This window comes from Thalassobaculum sp., from assembly GCF_040219215.1.
Classification (GTDB): domain Bacteria; phylum Pseudomonadota; class Alphaproteobacteria; order Thalassobaculales; family Thalassobaculaceae; genus Thalassobaculum_A.
The window spans coordinates 211752-230115 of record NZ_JAVJSX010000008.1 but is presented as its reverse complement, the minus strand read 5'-3'; the positions used below and the strand labels follow the sequence as shown (position 1 = coordinate 230115).

General features: G+C 66.4%; 16 protein-coding genes and 1 tRNA gene. 9 read left to right on the top strand and 8 right to left on the bottom strand.

What is annotated here, in order from left to right; all coding sequences use genetic code 11:
- Positions 1–139 precede the first annotated feature (139 nt).
- Together gltB and RIC54_RS06450 are read right to left on the bottom strand one after the other, a co-directional pair.
- Positions 140–4681: a glutamate synthase large subunit gene (gene gltB, locus RIC54_RS06455; protein WP_350085610.1), complete on the bottom strand. Its 4542-nt coding sequence runs from the start codon at positions 4679–4681 to the stop codon at positions 140–142.
- Positions 4682–4695: 14 nt separating this feature from the next.
- Positions 4696–6135, bottom strand: a complete 1440-nt coding sequence (locus RIC54_RS06450) for an NAD(P)-dependent oxidoreductase (RefSeq protein ID WP_350085608.1) — start codon at positions 6133–6135, stop codon at positions 4696–4698.
- A gap of 302 nt (positions 6136–6437) precedes the next feature.
- Here RIC54_RS06450 and RIC54_RS06445 point away from each other — a divergent pair, with 302 nt between their 5' ends.
- The gene (locus RIC54_RS06445; RefSeq protein WP_350085606.1) at positions 6438–7238 is read left to right on the top strand and encodes an undecaprenyl-diphosphate phosphatase; all 801 of its coding nucleotides are present in this window, start codon (positions 6438–6440) and stop codon (positions 7236–7238) included.
- 17 nt (positions 7239–7255) lie between these two features.
- Here RIC54_RS06445 and RIC54_RS06440 read toward each other — a convergent pair whose 3' ends face one another.
- Entirely contained in the window at positions 7256–8209 is a 954-nt protein-coding gene (locus RIC54_RS06440; RefSeq protein WP_350085604.1) for a complex I NDUFA9 subunit family protein, read from the bottom strand.
- A 186-nt stretch (positions 8210–8395) separates the two neighbouring features.
- Between RIC54_RS06440 and RIC54_RS06435 the strand changes: the two genes are divergently transcribed.
- From RIC54_RS06435 to ptsN, 8 genes are all read left to right on the top strand, one after another.
- Positions 8396–8482 (top strand) — tRNA-Leu (locus RIC54_RS06435).
- Between the two features lie 23 nt (positions 8483–8505).
- A complete protein-coding gene (locus RIC54_RS06430; RefSeq protein WP_350085602.1) occupies positions 8506–9117 on the top strand; it encodes a ribonuclease D in 612 nt (203 codons plus the stop codon).
- Positions 9118–9197: 80 nt separating this feature from the next.
- Positions 9198–9866 (top strand): LPS export ABC transporter periplasmic protein LptC, encoded by a 669-nt coding sequence (gene lptC / locus RIC54_RS06425; RefSeq protein ID WP_350085600.1) that lies wholly within the window; start codon positions 9198–9200, stop codon positions 9864–9866.
- Positions 9863–10708 carry an LptA/OstA family protein gene (locus RIC54_RS06420; protein WP_350085598.1) on the top strand — a complete coding sequence of 282 codons (846 nt, stop codon included), beginning with the start codon at positions 9863–9865 and terminating at the stop codon, positions 10706–10708. Before lptC ends, RIC54_RS06420 begins: the two co-directional genes overlap by 4 nt.
- Before the next feature lie 37 nt (positions 10709–10745).
- Positions 10746–11546 carry an LPS export ABC transporter ATP-binding protein gene (gene lptB / locus RIC54_RS06415; protein WP_350085596.1) on the top strand — a complete coding sequence of 267 codons (801 nt, stop codon included), beginning with the start codon at positions 10746–10748 and terminating at the stop codon, positions 11544–11546.
- A gap of 12 nt (positions 11547–11558) precedes the next feature.
- On the top strand, positions 11559–13127 hold the full coding sequence (rpoN, locus tag RIC54_RS06410; RefSeq protein ID WP_350085594.1) for an RNA polymerase factor sigma-54: 1569 nt from the start codon (positions 11559–11561) through the stop codon (positions 13125–13127).
- Positions 13128–13319: 192 nt separating this feature from the next.
- Positions 13320–13901 carry a ribosome hibernation-promoting factor, HPF/YfiA family gene (gene hpf / locus RIC54_RS06405; RefSeq protein ID WP_350085592.1) on the top strand — a complete coding sequence of 194 codons (582 nt, stop codon included), beginning with the start codon at positions 13320–13322 and terminating at the stop codon, positions 13899–13901.
- A gap of 60 nt (positions 13902–13961) precedes the next feature.
- Positions 13962–14426, top strand: a complete 465-nt coding sequence (gene ptsN / locus RIC54_RS06400) for a PTS IIA-like nitrogen regulatory protein PtsN (protein WP_350085589.1) — start codon at positions 13962–13964, stop codon at positions 14424–14426.
- Positions 14427–14480: 54 nt separating this feature from the next.
- On the opposite strand, the gene RIC54_RS06395 is transcribed toward ptsN, so the two are convergent.
- The 5 genes from RIC54_RS06395 to RIC54_RS06375 all read right to left on the bottom strand — a co-directional run bounded on the left by RIC54_RS06395 (position 14481) and on the right by RIC54_RS06375 (position 18357).
- The gene (locus RIC54_RS06395; protein WP_350085586.1) at positions 14481–14687 is read right to left on the bottom strand and encodes a DUF1150 family protein; all 207 of its coding nucleotides are present in this window, start codon (positions 14685–14687) and stop codon (positions 14481–14483) included.
- A gap of 81 nt (positions 14688–14768) precedes the next feature.
- Positions 14769–15218 (bottom strand): Hsp20 family protein, encoded by a 450-nt coding sequence (locus RIC54_RS06390; protein WP_350087893.1) that lies wholly within the window; start codon positions 15216–15218, stop codon positions 14769–14771.
- A 155-nt stretch (positions 15219–15373) separates the two neighbouring features.
- A complete protein-coding gene (locus tag RIC54_RS06385; protein ID WP_350085583.1) occupies positions 15374–16063 on the bottom strand; it encodes a trypsin-like serine peptidase in 690 nt (229 codons plus the stop codon).
- A gap of 69 nt (positions 16064–16132) precedes the next feature.
- The gene (locus tag RIC54_RS06380) at positions 16133–16960 is read right to left on the bottom strand and encodes a phosphodiesterase (RefSeq protein ID WP_350085580.1); all 828 of its coding nucleotides are present in this window, start codon (positions 16958–16960) and stop codon (positions 16133–16135) included.
- 77 nt (positions 16961–17037) lie between these two features.
- A complete protein-coding gene (locus tag RIC54_RS06375) occupies positions 17038–18357 on the bottom strand; it encodes an ABC transporter substrate-binding protein (protein ID WP_350085577.1) in 1320 nt (439 codons plus the stop codon).
- Positions 18358–18364 lie beyond the last annotated feature (7 nt).

Genomic DNA, 18364 nt, shown 5'->3' with positions numbered 1-18364 from the left:
CCGGAGCGGAGAGTAGCCAGGGCGGATGCCCCCGTCACCCCGCGGCAGGCAGTGAGGCGCTTCCTTCTCCGACCCCACCACGGACCGGGTCGCCGCAAGCGGCGCCCGGGGTGACGGCGTTCGTGTGGGTTCCGGGGCGCTAGGCCCGCTGCTCGCGCACGCCGGCGGTGAGCGGCTGGGCCAGCCGGGCGATCATCTCCCTGGGCACGATCTGCCAGAACTTGGCCAGTTCGCGTTGCCAGTCCATCAGCATCCGCTCGGCATAGCGCGACTGGGTTTCGCGGACATGCTCGCTCACCAGGCGCTTCAGCACGTCTTCCCAGTACTCGGTCTCGATCCGCTGGTAGATCACGCTCTCCTCGTTCACCCGGTGGGCGAAGGTGCCGTCGGCGTCGTACACGAACGCCATCCCCCCGGTCATGCCGGCCGCGAAGTTGTCGCCGACCGAGCCGAGGATCACCACGGTGCCGCCGGTCATGTACTCGCAGCCATTCGACCCGCAGCCCTCGACCACCGCCTCGGCTCCGCAGTTGCGGACGGCAAAGCGCTCGCCGGCCTGACCGGCGGCGAACAGCTTGCCGGCGGTGGCGCCGTACAGGACGGTGTTGCCGATGATGGTGTTCTCCTGCGAGGCGAATGACGCCGCCATCTGCGGGCGCACCGTGATGGTGCCGCCGGACAACCCCTTGCCGACGTAGTCGTTGGCGTCGCCGAACACCTCGATCTTCAGTCCCTGGACGGCGAATGCCCCGAGGCTCTGCCCGGCCGAACCACGCAGGCGCACGGTGATGTGGCCCGGCTGCAGACCGGTCATCCCGTACTTGCGCACCAGCTTGGAACTGAGCTTGGTGCCGATCGCCCGCTGGGTGTTGGCGATGTTGTAGGTGAACTGCATCTTCTCGCCGAGTTCGAACACCGGCTTGGCGTCCTTGATGATCTGGGCGTCCAAGGTCTCCGTCACCTCGTTGCGGCCTTCGACCGTGTTGTAGGACGGGAAGCCGCCGGAATCGGCACGCACCAGGATCGGGTTCAGGTCGAGGTCGTCGAGCGACGGGTCGCCACGGCTGACCTGGGCCAGCAGATCGGTCCGACCGATGATCTCCTTCAGCGACCGCACACCGAGCTCGGCCAGAATCTCGCGGACTTCCTCGGCCACGAACGAGAACAGGTTCACCACCCGCTCCGGCGTGCCTTCGAACTTCGCGCGCAGGGTCTCATCCTGCGTGCACACCCCGACCGGGCAGGTGTTGGAGTGGCACTGCCGGACCATGATGCAGCCCATCGCCACCAGCGAGGCCGTCCCCAGGCCGAACTCCTCCGCGCCCAGCATCGCGGCGATCACCACGTCGCGGCCGGTCTTCATGCCGCCGTCGGTGCGCAGGGTCACGCTGTGCCGCAGCCGGTTCAGGGTCAGCACCTGATGCACCTCCGACAACCCCATCTCCCATGGGATGCCGGCGTACTTGATCGAGGTCTGCGGGCTGGCGCCGGTTCCGCCGCCGTGCCCGGAGATCAGAATTGTGTCGGCCTTGGCCTTCGCGACACCGGCGGCGATCGTGCCAATGCCGGTCGACGCCACCAGCTTCACGCAGACCCGGGCCTCCGGGTTGATCTGCTTCAGGTCGTAGATGAGCTGCGCCAGGTCCTCGATCGAATAGATGTCGTGGTGCGGCGGCGGCGAAATCAGGGTCACGCCGGGCGTTGCGTGGCGCAGCCGGGCGATCAGACCGTTGACCTTGATGCCGGGAAGCTGGCCGCCCTCGCCGGGCTTGGCTCCCTGGGCGATCTTGATCTCGATCTCGCGGCAGTTGTTCAGGTACTCGGCGGTGACACCGAACCGGCCGGACGCCACCTGCTTGATCGCCGAACTGGCATTGTCGCCGTTCGGGCGCGGCCGGAACCGGGCCGGGTCCTCGCCGCCCTCGCCGGAATCGGACTTCGCGCCGATCCGGTTCATGGCGATCGACAGGGTCTCGTGCGCTTCCGGCCCGAGGGCGCCGAGCGAAATGCCCGGCGCCACCAGCCGGCGCCGGATGTCGGTGATCGACTCGACCTCGTCGAGCGTCACGGCGCCGGCCTTGGCCTTGAAGCGCAGCAGGTCGCGCAGGTTGACCGGCGGCTGGGCGTACACTGCCTCGGCGTAGCGCTTGTAGAGGTGGTAGCTGTCGCTCTCCACCGCACGCTGCAGGGCGTGGATCATCGAGCCTTCGAAGGCGTGCCGCTCGCCGTTGCGGCGGTAGCGGTACAGCCCGCCGACCGGCAGCGGCACGGCGGCCTCGTCGAACGCCTTGGCGTGCATCCGCAGCACCTTCTGCTGGATGCCGGACAGGCCGAGGCCGGAGATTCGGGAGTTCATGCCCGGAAAGAACCGGGCCACCAGGGCCCGGCTGAGCCCGACCGCCTCGAAGTTGTAGCCGCCGCGGTAGGACGACAGCACCGAGATGCCCATCTTGGACATGATCTTCAGCAGGCCGTCCTGAATCGCCTTCTTGTAGTTGCCGAGCGCGTCTTCCAGCGACGCGTCGCCGAACAGATTGCGCAGCTGGCGATCGGCAATCGCCTCCTGGGCAAGGTAGGGGTTGATGGTGGTGGCACCGACGCCGATGAGCACGGCCAGGTAGTGCACGTCCAGGCATTCGCCGCAGCGCACGTTGACCGAGGTGAAGGTCCGCAGCTGCTGGCGGACCAGATGGCTGTGCACCGCGCCGCTCGCCAGGATCATCGGCAGGCCCGCCCGTTCGGCACATGTCGCCATGTCCGACAGGATCACGTGGGTGCAGCCGCCACGAACCGCATCCTCGGCCTCGCGCTGGACCCGCTCGATGGCCTCTTCCATCGCGCTCGGCCCGCCATCGGCCGGGAACGTGCAGTCGATCTCGGCCGCGGTGTCCGCCATGTAGTCGCGCATGGCGTGGAACTCGGCGTTGGTCAGCACCGGGCTTTCCAGCAGCAGGTGGTCGCACTGCTCGGAATCCTCGTCGAGGATGTTGCCGAGGTTGCCCAGCCGCGTCCGCAGGGTCATCACCCGACGCTCGCGCAGGCTATCGATCGGCGGGTTGGTGACCTGGCTGAAGTTCTGGCGGAAGAAGTGATGCAGCCCGCGGTACTTGTCGGACAGCACGGCGATCGGCGTGTCGTCGCCCATCGAGCCGACCGCTTCCTTGCCGGTCTCGGCCATCGGCTGGAGGATCAGCTCCATGTCCTCGAGCGTCCAGCCGGCCACCACCTGGCGGCGGCGCAACTCCTCGCGGGTGAAGGCCGGCTTCTCCTCGTGCTCGGCCCGGATCAGGTCGTCGATCTTGGTGCTTTCCTTGATCCACTCGCCATACGGCTTGCGGCTGGCCAGAAGGTCCTTGAGTTCTTTGTCGTGATAGACCCCACCGTCGATCAGATCGACGCCGATCATCTCGCCCGGATCCAGGCGGCCCTTCTCCACGACGTTCGCTTCGTCGACCCGGACCATGCCGGTCTCAGATCCGGCGATCAGCAGTCCGTCGCGGGTGACGGTGTAGCGCATCGGGCGCAGGCCGTTTCGGTCCATGCCGCCCAGCACCCACCGGCCGCCATAGGCGGCAATCGCCGCCGGACCGTCCCACGGCTCCATCACCGCGTTGGCATAGGCGTACAGATCGCGCCAGGATTGCGGCATCAGGCCGCCCTCGGCCCAGGCCTCGGGGATGCACATGGTCTTCACCATGGGCAGCTCCCGGCCGGCCCGCACCATCAATTCGAACACCGCATCGAGGGCGGCGGAGTCCGACGAGCCCGACTGGACCACCGGCTTCAGATCCTCGATCTGGTCGCCGAAGGTCTCGTGCGCCATCCGGGTCTCGTGGCTGGCCATCCAGTTGACGTTGCCGCGCACGGTGTTGATCTCGCCGTTGTGGGCGAGCACCCGGAACGGCTGCGCCAACCGCCAGGTAGGGAAGGTGTTGGTCGAGTAGCGCTGGTGGTAGATCGCGAAGTTCGAGATGAACCGCTCGTCGGTCAGGTCCGGGTAGAACGACGCCACCTGCTCAGCCAGAAACATCCCCTTGTAGATGATCGACCGGCAGGACAGCGAACACAGGTAGAAGTCGGTGATGTGCTCGGCCAGGGCGGCGCGCTCGATGCGCCGGCGGATGATGTACAGGTCGCGCTCGAACTCGGCTGCCGACTTGTTGACCGGACTGGAGAACATGATCTGTTCGATCTCCGGCCGGGTCGCGTTGGCCTTCTCGCCGATCAGTTCGATGTCGACCGGCACCTGGCGCCATCCGTAGATGAAGCAGCCGAACTTCAGGATCTCGGACTCGACGATGATCCGGCAGCGCTCCTGCGCGCCGAGGTCGGTGCGCGGCAGGAACACCATGCCGACCGCCATCCGGCCGTCGTTGAGGGTATGGCCGGTGTGTTCGATGTGCTCGCGGAAAAAGTCGAGCGGGATCTGCAGGTGAATGCCGGCGCCGTCGCCGGTCTTGCCGTCGGCGTCGACCGCCCCGCGGTGCCAGACCGCCTGCAGCGCGGCAATCGCCGACGTCACCACGTCGCGGCGCGGCGTACCGTCAATCGCCGCCACGAAGCCGACGCCACAGGCGTCGTGTTCCTGCGACGGGTGATAGGCGTGGGCCGCCTCCAGCTTTGCGGCGTTGTCCCGCCACGCCTGGATGAACTGCTCACCGGACTCGTTGATCTGCGTCATGGGTCAGTTCCTCTTCAGGCGGCGTCGCGGGAAGCGCCCGCGGCCTTGGCGGTCAGGTGATCGTGGATCCGGTCGGCGGCATCGCGCCCGTCGCGCACCGCCCACACCACCAGCGATGCGCCGCGCACGATGTCGCCGGCGGCGAACACGCCGTCCAGGCTGGTCATCATTGAGCGGAAGTCGATGCCGACCGTGCCCCAGCGGCTGACCTTGAGCTCGGTGGTGCCGAACAGCGAAGGCAGGTCCTCGGGGTCGAAGCCGAGTGCCGTGATCGCCATGTCGCAGTCGATCACGAAGCTGGAATCCTCGATCGGCTGCGGGGTCTGGCGACCGGTCGCGTCGGCGACGCCCAGCCGGATCCGATGGCTGCGCACGCCGGTCACCCGGCGGTCGCCCATGAATGCCTCGGGCGCCGACAGCCACTGGAACACGACGCCCTCGTCCTCGGCGTTGGCCACCTCGCGCTGCGAGCCCGGCATGTTGGCCCGGTCGCGCCGGTACAGGCAGGTCACCGACGTCGCGCCCTGGCGAACCGCAGTGCGGACACAGTCCATCGCAGTGTCGCCGCCGCCGATCACCACCACGCGCTTACCGGCCGCGTTCAGCGTGCCGTCGTCGAACGCCGGCACCGCGTCTCCGAGGCCCTTGCGATTCGATGCGGTCAGGTAGTCGAGCGCCGGGTAGATGCCGTCGAGCCCGACACCCGGACACTGTATGTCGCGCGCCTTGTAGACCCCGGTGGCGATCAGCACGGCGTCGTGGCGGGCCCGCAGCTCGTCCATCGACACCGTCACCCCGACCTCGGTGTTCGGGTGATAGTTCACGCCGCCGTCGGCCAGCAGGGCGCTGCGCCGCTCAACCACGTCCTTCTCGAGCTTGAAGTTCGGAATGCCGTAGATCAGCAGGCCGCCCATGCGGTCGTATCGATCGTAGACATGAACCTGATAGCCGCGCTTGCGCAGCTGCTCTCCGGCCGCCAGCCCGGCCGGGCCGCCGCCGATGATGCCGACGGATTCGGTCCGCTCGCGCGGCGGGACCACCGGCTTGACCCAGCCGTTCTCGAAGGCCGTCTCGGTGATGTATTTCTCGACCGACCCGATCGTCACCGACTCGAAGCCCTTCTCGATGACGCAGTTGCCCTCGCACAGGCGGTCCTGCGGGCAGATCCGGCCGCAGATCTCAGGGAAATTGTTGGTCGCGCTGGAGACCTCGTAGGCCTCCTCGAGCCGCCCCTCGGCGGTCAGCATCAACCAGTCCGGGATGTTGTTGTGGAGCGGGCAGTGAACCTGGCAGAACGGCACGCCGCACTGCGAGCATCGGCCCGCCTGTTCTTCGGCCCCCGACTTGTCGAACTCGGCATAGATTTCGCCGAAGTCGGCCGCGCGCTCATCAGCCGGGCGCTTGGTGGGCGAGCGCTTGGCGGTGTCCACGAATTTGAGCATGCGGTCTGTCATTGCGGCGGTCTCCTCCTCCCGGGCGCTCCTGATTGTCGTGCGGCGTCCGGGGACGGCTTTTATACACAACGCACGCGTTGGAATAAAGCCTGCCGACGCCATTTAGGACAGGATTGTTTACTATTTCTCGATTATCACCAATCCCGTTCCAGGCAATCGCTGCTGCGTACGATGGGTGATCGAAAAATTAGTACTGATATAGGACTATTTTCCGGACTGTCCTAGCACCCCTCCAATGATTAAGGTTCTGCGCCGTTGTCTGGAGGGAGTTGCGGCGCCTCCGACGTTGTGGAGCGTCGTACGTGCCTGTCGAGCAACTGATCATTCTTGCCCTTGTCCAGGGCATCACCGAGTTCCTGCCGATCAGTTCATCGGCCCACCTCATCCTGGTTCCACAGTTCACCGGGGCTGTCGACCAGGGCCCGCTGATCGACGTCGCGGTGCATGTCGGGACGCTCGGCGCGGTCGTCCTGTATCTGTGGCGCGATGTCGTCCAGATGCTGGTCGGTATCGGTTGGGCCATGCGCGGACGACCGGACGCCGGCTTCAGGCTGGCGCTCCAAATCGTCCTGGCGACCATCCCGCTGGTGGCGGCCGGCTATGCGGCGTCACGCTATCTCGGCACCGAACTGCGCTCGATAGAGGTAATCGCCTGGGCGACGCTGGGGTTTGGCATCCTGCTCTGGGTCGTCGACCGAGCCGGCATGACGGTCCGGCGGATCGAGCACATGAAATACGGTGGTGCGTTGTTCATCGGCCTGTCGCAGGTCCTGGCGCTGATTCCGGGAACCAGCCGGTCGGGCATCACCATGACGGCGGCGCGGTTCCTCGGCTTCGAGCGGTCGGAAGCCGCGCGGTTCTCGATGCTGCTGGCCATCCCGGCGATCCTGGCAGCCGGCACGTTGGCCGGAATTGACCTCTACAAGAGCGGCGATGCCCAACTGACGACCGATGCCGTTATCGCCGCCGGGCTGTCGCTGATCACCGCACTGTTTGCCATCGTTGCGATGATGGGCTGGCTGAAGCGGGCAAGCTTCCTGCCGTTTGTGCTGTACCGCATCCTGCTCGGTAGCGGCCTGCTGTTCTGGATCTACCTGTACTAGGTCAGCCCGGCATTAGTTCAGGCGGGCGCGCGTCCGCTCGAATAGCGGCCGCCGACCCGGAACTTGTCCATGTAGCTCGGCAGGATGAGTTCCACCGGCGTTGGCTCGACCCCAAGGTCGGCCAGCGTCTTGGCGCCCGCCGATACGACGTTGTCGCTCTTCAGCAACTCGACCTGATCCCTGGTGACCGGCGGCACCGGCAGCAATTCCAGCACGCCGGCCAGCACGGAAGCCGCCCAGAACGGGACCGGCAGCAACTTGCGGTTCCGCCGGGTGTGCGCCTGCATCAGTTCCAGCAGTTGGCGGAACGTGTAGATCGTCGGCCCGCCGAGTTCGAAGATCGCGCCTGCCGCGTCCGACCGATCGAGCACTGCAATCGCAGCGTCGGCGACGTCGTCGACATAGACCGGCTGAAACCTGGTCGAACCGCCCCCGAACAGCGGCAGAATTGGCGAAACCTGCGCCATCGCCGCAAATCGGTTGAAGAACGAATCGTCCGGACCGAACACGATCGACGGCCGAAGGATCGTCGCTGACGGAAACGCTGCCCGGACGGCGGCCTCGCCCGCCGCCTTGGTTCGCGCGTACACTGACCGGCTGTCCGGGTCCGCGCCGATTGCCGATACGTGGATCATGGCCGTGGCGCCGGCAGCAGCTGCCGCCTTGGCAATCGTGCCGGGCGCCGTCCCCTGCGCGGCCTCGAACGTATTGCGGCCGGACGGATACAGGATACCGACAAGGCTGATAACGACGTCGGCCCCAGCGACCGCGCGGGCGACGGCGGCCGGGTCGGTGACGTCGGCCCGCATCGGCGTGACCTGACCGACGCTGCCCATCGTGCGCAGGAACTTGGCGCGCTCGGCGTCCCGGCAGGCGGCGTTCACCCGCGCTCCGCGCGCGGCAAGTTCGCGAACGATGTTCCGGCCAACGAAGCCGGACGCTCCGAACACGGTGACGAGCTTGCCTTGCATGGCAACTTCCTCTTCGGCGGTGGGCGCTTCGCAACGGCTTATAATACAGCGCAACGGCTCAGGGGGAGGGCGAATTCTCAAACGCCCGGCAACCGACCGATTTCACGTCGAAAACCCTTTGACAGAGACACGGGGGGTCACTATGTCTGCGCTCCCGTGACGGTGCTGTACGCACCTCCGCACCGTGCCCAGGTGGCGGAATTGGTAGACGCGCTAGCTTCAGGTGCTAGTGGCCGAAAGGTCGTGGAAGTTCGAGTCTTCTCCTGGGCACCATACTTTCTCGTCGAGGCACCCGAATGACCGTGACACTGCACCACGGCGACCTGCCCGACGGGCTCGACCTCGGGCCGGTAGTTGCCATCGACTCCGAAACCATGGGCCTCCGACCGATCCGGGATCGCCTGTGCGTGGTGCAGCTTTCCTCCGGCGACGGCAACGCGCATCTCGTGCAGTTTGCGCCGGGTCAATACGACGCGCCGAACCTGACCCGTCTGCTCGCCGACCCCGATGTGCTGAAGCTTTTTCACTTCGCCCGGTTCGACGTCGCCGTGATGCGGGCCTTTCTCGGTGTCGCCACGACGCCGGTGTACTGCACCAAGATCGCCTCCAAGCTGGTCCGGACATACACCGACCGGCACGGGCTGAAGGATCTGTGCCGGGAACTGATCGGCGTGGAACTGTCCAAGCAGCAGCAGTCGTCCGACTGGGGAGCGGCGGAGTTGACGGCGGAGCAGCAGGCCTACGCGGCATCCGATGTTCTGCACCTGCACGCCCTGAAGGACCGGCTGGACATGATGCTGGCCCGTGAAGGGCGGACCGAGATGGCGGCAGACTGCTTTCGCTTCCTGGGCACACGGGCGGCCCTGGATCTGATCGGCTACGGCGACGAGGACATCTTCGCGCACTAAGCTGAATTGCCGCGCCGGCTACACGGCGGCTGCCCGACACGCTATAACCAAGGCGCATGACGCAGCGGACGTGAGAGACCGTGTCGAACACCGACCCGACCATTGCCGAACCCATCGCCCGACGCGCGCGGCCGCGCGCGCGCCAGACGTTCGCGGTGGCGCGCGCCAGTCGACTGGTCGCGGCAATGAAGATGCTGCTGCCGGCGATCGCGTTGTGCCTCGTGGCGCTCGTGGTCATCTGGCCGCAACTGCTGCAGGAAGCGCAGAAGTACCCGATGCGCGGCAAGCCGATCAACGCGTCGGACGCCGATACGCTGCGGGTCGCCAATCCCCGCTTCATCGGCGTCGACGAGAAGGACCGTCCGTACGAGATCATCGCGGCGTCGGCCCGCCAGGAAAGTGAATCGTCCGATGCCGTCCACCTGGAACAGCCGCAGGCCGACATGATCACCGACATGGGTGACTGGATAACGCTGACGGCCGGCCAGGGCGTTTGGCACAAGCGCGACGAGGTGGTCGATCTGGCCGGCGGCGTCTCGGTCTTCCACGAAGCCGGCCATCAGTTGGTGTCCGATACGGCCCGCATCAGTCTGGGCGCCGGCACCGCGGAAAGCGACAACGCGACCAGTGGACAGAGCCCGGGCGGCAACGTGCAGGGCGAAGGCTTCCGGTTGTACGACCGGGGCGCCCGGATCGTGTTCACCGGTCGGGCCAAGGCGGTTCTCTACGGGTCAGGGACCAGCGGATGAGCCGAGCGGATCAACCGTTGCGGCCACGGCGACGCCTGCCGGCCGTCCTGATTGCCTGCGCGGTGCTGGCAGGCTTCGCGGCGGCCGTCGCTCCGGCCCGGGCGCAACTCCTGCAGGGCACCGGCGACGATCAGGTCCCGGTTACCGTCGAGGCCGACCAGGGGATCGAGTGGATACGCGACAGCAGCACCTATGTTGCGCGCGGCAATGCCAAGGCCACCCGAGGCGACACGCGGGTCAGCGCCGACACGCTGACCGCCCGCTATCGCGAGAAGCCTGACGGCACCACCGAGATCTTCCGGCTTGAGGCCGATGGGCATGTGGTGATCGCGACCCCGCGGGAGCGCGCCACTGGCGACCGTGCGGTCTACGATCTGGACAAGGCGAACGTTGTACTGACCGGACGTGACCTTCGGTTCCAGAACGCCGGTGACGTCATCACCGCCCGGGACAGCCTGGAGTACCGCCAGGGCCAGCGTGTCGCCATCGCCCGCGGCGATGCGACCGCCATCCGCGAAAACCAGCGCATTCGCGCCGATACCCTGGTCGCGCGGTTCGAGGAACGCACGAAAGGCGGCAGCACTCTCGCCATTGTCGAAGCGAACGGCAACGTGGTGATCACCACGCCGCAAGAGGTCGCCCGGGGCCGCGAAGGTGTCTATAATGCGGACAAGGGGACGGCGACGCTTACCGGGGACGTACGTATCACGCGCGGCAAGAACCAGCTGAACGGCGAGCGTGCGGTGGTCAATCTCAAGACCGGGATCAGCCGCCTTCTGCCCGCCGGAGCGGGCGGCGAGCGAGTCAAGGGCCTGTTTACACCGGGAAAGGTGCCGCAGTGATCACGGTCCACCCCGAGCGAAAGGGAGAATGGGACGCATGACCGGTCGCGAGGATGATACGATCACCACGCAAGGGCCGCGTCCGCGTCTGGTACGTACGTCCGACGGTCAGTCGCCCGAGGGTCTGGTCGCCCGCAACATCGGTAAGAGCTTCAAGAAACGTCCGGTTCTGCGCGACGTGTCGGTCAACGTCCGACGCGGCGAAGCTGTCGGGCTCCTGGGTCCGAACGGCGCCGGCAAGACCACCTGCTTCTACGTGATCACCGGGCTGATCTCGGCCGACGCCGGTTCGGTCACCCTGGACGGCAACGACGTCACCGACCTGCCGATGTACCGCCGGGCCCGGTTGGGCATTGGCTACCTTCCCCAGGAAGCCTCGATTTTCCGGGGCCTGACGGTGGAGCAGAACATCCGGGCGGTCCTGGAGGTGGTCGAGCCGAACGCCAACCGGCGTGACGCCATGCTGGACGACCTGCTGGCCGAGTTCTCGATCAGCCATTTGCGCCGCACCCCGTCGCTGGCGCTGTCGGGCGGTGAACGCCGCCGTGTCGAGATCGCGCGCGCGCTGGCCTCGCAGCCCAACTTCATTTTGCTGGACGAGCCGCTGGCCGGCATCGACCCGATCGCGGTGTCCGAGATCCGCGATCTCATCTCACACCTTACAGACCGGGGCCTCGGCGTGCTGATCACCGATCACAACGTACGCGAGACCCTGGACATCGTAGACCGTGCCTACATCCTGCACGATGGCATGGTGCTGATGGAAGGAGCGCCCGGAGACATCGTCGCCCATCGCGACGTCCGGCGTTTCTACCTCGGAGAGCGGTTCAGCCTCTGACGGATGCAGTCGATGGCGCTATCGCAACGACTTGATCTCCGCCACTCGCAGTCGCTGGTCCTGACACCCCAGTTGCAGCAGGCCATCAAGCTGCTGCAACTGAACAATCTGGAGCTCGCCGAGTACGTTGACGGCGAACTCGCCCAGAACCCGTTGCTGGAGCGCGACGACGGCGACGGCCCGGCGACGCTGGAGGCTGTCGGCCAGGACAACCTGCTGAGGCACGACGACGGCAACGCCGCGCCGGAAAGCGAGCGCGCCACCGCCGAGCGCGCCGCGACCGACACCCTGCCGTCGGCGAAGGACGATCCCAACGACGTCGACTATGACAATCACTGGAGCAGTGCCGGGATCGACGAGAGCAGCGGTGTCGCGGCCATGGGCGCCGGCGCCGGCGATCTTGCCGGCTGGCGGACCAACAACGGTACAGGCGGCGGCAGCGATGAATTCGGGCTGGAGGACACCCTGTCCGACAGCAAGACCCTGCGCGACCATCTGCTCGACCAAGTATCGATGGAGATCGCCGACGCGGCGGATCGGCTGATTGCCGCGCATCTGATCGATATGCTGGACGGCGCCGGCTACCTGTCCGGATCGATCGAGCCGGTTGCCGAGCAGCTGGGCTGCCCGCTGCAGGAGGTCGAGCGGGTGCTCGACCGGCTTCAGAAACTGGATCCGGCGGGCGTCTTCGCCCGCAATCTCAGTGAATGCCTGGCGCTGCAGCTGAAGGACCGCAACCGCTACGATCCCTGCATGGCGGCCCTGCTGGCGCACCTGCCGATGCTGGCGCAGCGCGATTTTGGCGGCCTGCGCCGGGTCTGCGGGGTCGACGACGAGGATCTCCTTGAGATGATCGGAGAGATCAAGGCGTTGAATCCGAAGCCCGGCGAAGCGTTCGAACCCATGCTCGACCAGCCGGTGGTGCCCGACGTCATCATCCGGCGCGGCCAGGACGGCGGCTGGGCGATCGAGCTTAACGCCGAAACCCTGCCCCGGGTGCTGGTCAACAATGCCTATTTCTCCGAGGTTTCCCGCCGTTCGGGGAAGGACAAGAAGACCAAGGAATACCTGTCCGAATGCATGCAATCCGCGAACTGGCTTGTCCGTTCGCTCCATCAGCGCGCCACCACGATCCTCAAGGTGGCGACCGAGATCGTGCGGCAACAGGACGGATTCCTTGAACGCGGCGTCCAGCACCTGCGCCCGCTGGTGCTGCGCGACATTGCCGATGCAATCGGCATGCACGAAAGCACGGTCAGCCGGGTGACCAGCAACAAGTTCGTCACCACGCCGCGCGGCGTGTTCGAGCTGAAATATTTCTTCACCGCCTCGATCGCCTCGTCCGGCGGCGGCGAAGCCCATTCTGCCGAAGCGGTTCGCGACCGAATCAAGCGCCTCATCGACGGCGAGCCCACAACTGCCGTATTATCCGACGACCGGATTGTTGAGCTGCTGCGCGGCGACGGCGTCGACATCGCCAGACGCACCGTCGCCAAGTATCGGGAGGCGTTGCGCATACCGTCCAGCGTGCAGCGACGGCGTGATAAGGCGACGATGGTCGGCCAGCCGGCCCGGAACTGACGACGTGCAACGAACCCAGGAGGTACGCATTCAACGCGACTTGACGGCACCGCGGGCCATGACTAGGTTCCGCGACCTCGCGCCCGGGCACCCTTTGGGGGTTCGCGGTCGTCTCCATAAAGGAGCTTGCCTCTTTCGACGAGGTCGGAACGACCCCATGTCGAATTGCGGGACAACTACACGGACAGCACCATGAAGATTTCAGTCCAGGGCAAACAGCTCGACGTGGGAGACACGCTGCGCCAGCGCATCGAGTCGACCATCGAGTCCATCACCGCCAAGTATTTCGCCAACCCGATCGAGGCTACCATTACCCTGTCGCGGCAGGGTTCGGATTTCCGGGCGGACGTCGGCGTTCACATCGGCAAGGGCATTTCCGTCCAGGCCGAAGGCCAGAACGATGACGCCTACGCCGCCTTCGGAGGTGCCGCCGAGCGCATCGAGAAACAGCTGCGCCGTTACAAGCGCCGGCTGCGCGACCACCACAAGGGACACACCGGCGACGTCGTGCCGGCCGCGCAGTACGTCCTGGCCGCCGAAGCCGATGACAGCCCGGAGCCGGAGGGCTCGGACGGCTGGGAGCCGGTCGTGGTTGCCGAAATGGAGACCAACATCGACGCACTGACGGTAGGTGAGGCCGTCATGCGCATGGATCTGGCCAGCGCCCCTGCGTTGATGTTCCGGAACCGCGCGCATGGGGGGCTGAACATGATCTACCGACGTCCGGACGGCAACGTCGGCTGGATTGATCCGCCGAGCCAGACCCAGAGCTGACGACGACGTGAAACCGCCGGTGGGTATCCCCCACCGGGCGGTGAAAGGACGATTTCGGCAATGGACATTACGGATCTGATCTCCAGCGACGCGATACTCCCGTCGTTGCGTGCGCCGAGCAAGAAGCAGGCGCTGCAGGAACTGGCCCGCAAGGCCAGCGAATTGACCGGGATGGAAGCGCGCGAGATTTTTGACGTGCTGCTGGAGCGTGAACGGCTCGGCACCACCGGTGTCGGGCATGGGATCGCCATCCCGCACGGCAAGCTGGCCAAGCTCGGCAAGCTCTACGGCGTGTTTGCGCGCATGGAACAGCCGATCGATTTCGAGTCGATCGATGACGAGCCGGTCGATCTGCTGTTTCTGCTGCTAGCACCGGAGAGCGCCGGCGCCGACCACCTGAAGGCGCTGGCCCGCGTCTCGCGTCTGCTGCGTGATCGCACCGTGTGCAACAAGCTGCGCGGTTGCGAGAGCCGGGATGCGATCTTCGCGTTGTTCACCGACGCGACGGCCAGCCACGCCGCCTGATCGTCCGGGGATCATCCGTCCGGCGAGCCAGGGCCGACCGACCCTGGCCCCGGTTCAGTGGACGCTGACCGGCTCGAGGTCGTTCTGGCGAATGGCGAGCCGGGCAAGTTCCCGGCTGGGAAACAAGGTGACCCCGGTCCCGTCGGCGGCGTGCACCGCGTAGCGCTGTTCGTGCTCGACCTCGACGGGCTTGACGTAGGCCACCTGGTTGACGCCCAGCGCTGCCAGCGCCTCAGGGCTGATGCTGCGGATATCGGTCATCGTCACCTCCTTCGCTCCGGCCGGTACGGCCCGGAAACTGCGGTACGTTCTGCTGGAACCGGCCAACCCGGCGGTCCGCCTTCAGTTGGTTTCTGGAACTACGTCGATCGATCGGCTGCTGGACTTGCGATCAGCGCCGCGAATCTCGACCGTGTGAACCTTGGTCTCCGGCACCGGCCGAACCAGGTCGATGTGCAGCAGGCCATTGTCCAGTTCCGCACCCTCGACCCGAATGCCCTCCGCGAGCACGAAGGTCCGCAGGAACTGCCGGGCGGCAATCCCGCGATGCAGATAGACGCGCGCATCGTCCTCCGCCTGCCGACCGCGAACCACCAACTGGTTGTCCTCGATCTGCACGCTCAGATCGGCCATCGAGAACCCGGCGACCGCCAGGGTGATCCTCAGGCCGTTTTCCGATATCTGCTCGATGTTGTATGGCGGATAGCCGTCCGCCTGGGCCTTCTGCACCCGGTCAAGGGCGCGTTCGAAATGGTCGAAGCCCAGGAGCAGGGGCGAATTGAACAGCGACATGCGCGACACCGGTCTCTCCTCGTTTGAGCGAGAACCAAAAAATCGACCCGCACCAAGCGGCGTCGAGCGTGATCCGCCCCGTGAGGCCGCAGACCACTGGCTATAAGGTGGGAGGGAGCGGGCCCCGGGTCAAGAGAGCCGGTTGCTCATTGCCTTCATCGAGCGGCATGGCGGCGCACCCGGGCGCGATCCAGGGGCTCCGCGAGACCCACGGTTCCCCGACGTCCTACGTGGATCGCAGCGACCGCCAGACCTGCGCCGGTATCGACCAGGATCGGCGCACCGGAATCACCGCCGATCGCCTCGCAGTCGTGCCGCCAGTAGCCATCGCTCGACCAGCCAAGGAACCGGCAGGCCGGATCGACCGTCAGGACATGCCCCTTGTCACGGCTGTACCCGGCCTCGAACAGCGCGGTACCCGGTTCGCTGTCTCGGTCGACGATCGGTATCGGCCGCAACGCCGCAGGCTGGTTCAGCCGCACCAGGACGGCCTCGGTGCCGACCAGTTCGTACCCGACCGCCTGATAGTGTCCCAGATACTCGCCGCGCGCGTAGCCGGGCAGGAAATGCACCAGTTCGGGCGCCACCCAGCCCTCGCCGAGAAAGTCATCGAGGCAGTGCTTGGCGGTCAGTGCCAGCGCCGGCGCCACCAGCGTGGCCGTGCAATGTCGGCGAATCCTGAAGCCGGCAACGTTGAGCCGACCGATCGCCGACCATGGCCCAGTCTCCGGCGCAACGATTACCCGTCCGCCGACATCGGCACCCAATACCGGCGCTGCGGCCACCAGCGCCACCGCCAGACCGAGCAAACCCACCAGACCCGGAGCGAGGCGGCGAATGACCATCCCCGATATGTACGGTGCCTGACCCTGATCGACCAGAGGTCGCGGCAGGAAGGGACGCGTCCGACCAGGTCAGGTTCCGCCCGGATAGTCCGGATCGAGGGTGAACGGGTACGGGCCGTCGTGGCGTTCGACATAGACCTGATGGGTCACCACGCCGGTGCCCTCGATCCAGGCGTGGACCAGGAACGCCGGCGGCTCCAGCACCAGCATTCCCTCGGCACCAGGGTCGAGCCTGAACTCCACCTGATGCGCGACCGACGGCGCGATCTGCGCCAGCGTACCGGCCCAGCGGGTCTGGATCGGCCGGTGGTGATGGCCGCACAGTACCCGCTCGACCTGCGGGTTGTCGGCAATGATCCGGGCGAGGTCCTCAGCGCCGTCGAGCAGGCGGATACCATCCATGTGCTCAATCCCGCACGCGAACGGCGGGTGGTGCAGCGCCACCAGGGTCGGCCGGCCTGACGCGGCCGCCAGCGCTGAGCGCAGACGGTCGAGGCGCCGGGCACACAGGGCGCCATGGCCGCGGCCCGGCACGACCGAGTCGACGCCGATCAGACGCAACGGGCCGACATCGGCCGCGAAATCGATGAACTCCGGATCGTCGCCGAAGGTCGGCCAGTCGCCGAACACCTCGCGCAGCGCCCCGCGGCGATCATGGTTGCCGGGGATCAGGTAGACGGGCATCGCCAGCGGCTCCAGCATCCGGCGCAGCAGTTCGTACTCCGCAACCAGCCCGCAGTCGGTCAGGTCGCCGGACAGGATCAGCGCGTCGGGTGCCGGATCGAGCGCGCGCAGCGTAGCCAGCGCGCGGGCCAGCATGGTGTTGACCTCGACCACGCGGTAGGCCGGCATGCCGGCCGGGCGGACGTGCAGGTCGGTGAGATGAGCGATCAGCATGGGGACGCCCCTGCCAGAGGTTGCGGAACGGAGCAGCGGCCCGCATCACCGATACGGGCCGCCACGAGCTTAGACCGTCAGTTCGGCAGGTTCAGCGCCGTCTGCTCGACATACGGCCGCATGACCTGATCGGCCTTCACCTGGGCCGCCTTCAGGGCCTCGGCCGGCTTCTTCTTGCCGGCGATGACCGCCTGGACCTCGTCCTCCAGGGCCTTGCGAACCGCGACCGTGTTGTAGGTCGCGAACCAGGACTGGGCGAACTGCAGCTGATCGAGGGCCACCTGGGCATCCGGGTTGGCACCGATGAACGCCTGCATCTCCGGCAGATCGTAGGCGCCCTTGTTCGGCGCGAAGTAGCCGGTGAAGCGGCTCCAGTGGCCGGAGATCTCCGGGCTGGTCAACCACTTGATCAGGGTCCAGGACGCCTTCTGCTGATCGTCGGACAGGCCTTTCGGCATCATCAGCGAAGCACCGCCGATGGCCACGGCGTTGCGCAGGTTGCGCGGCACGAACGCCACGCCGTACTTGCCCTGCATGTTCTCGCGGATGAACGACAGCGAGCCGGTAGACAGGATGACCATCGAGGCCTGGCCGGCGAAGAACGCGGTCGATACCGCCTTCCCGTCCGTCACCCCGTCCGGCATCACCTTGTGCCTGCGCACCATGTCGTCGACCAGGGTCAGCGCGCCCAGCATGCTTGGCGTGTCGTAGTACACTTCGCCGCCGAACGCCGGGTTGTAGTACAGGCCGCCATTCGACATGGTCAGCGCCGTCATCACCCAGCCGAGATAATCATAGTTGCCCGGCAGCATCACGCCGTAGCGCTTGATGTTGTCGCCGTCGCGCACCGTCAGCTTCTTGGCGGCATCGACCCACTGCGCCCAGGTAGCCGGCGGGTTCGACGGGTCGAGGCCGGTTTCCTTGAAATGCTCGACGTTGTAGTACAGCAGCGGGGTCGAGTTGTGGAACGGCGCCGCCCAGATCTTGTCGGCGAAACGGGCGTTGCCGTGCAGCGCCGGCCAGAACCGGTTCATGAAGGCGTCCGGCGTTTCGCCATCGGCGACAACCAGCGGATCGAGCGGCTGGATCTCGCCGTTGATCTGGTACTCCAGCACGAAGTTGGCGCTCATGATCACCGCAGCCGGCGGCCGCCCGGCCTTGATCGCGGCGCGGGTCTTGATGTTGGTGTCGTCGTACGATCCGGTATAGACGGCGGTCGCCTTGATGTCCGGATGGTCGGCGTTGAACCGCTCCATCAGGTTCTTCATCTCCTTGGCGAGTTTGCCTTCCACGGGAACCGGGAAGAACATCTCGATCTCGGTAGCGGCATGTGCCACCCCCGAGCCGAGACCGAACGTCAGCGCCGCAGCCAGCGCTGCGGATGCGAGACGGGACATGGCCGTA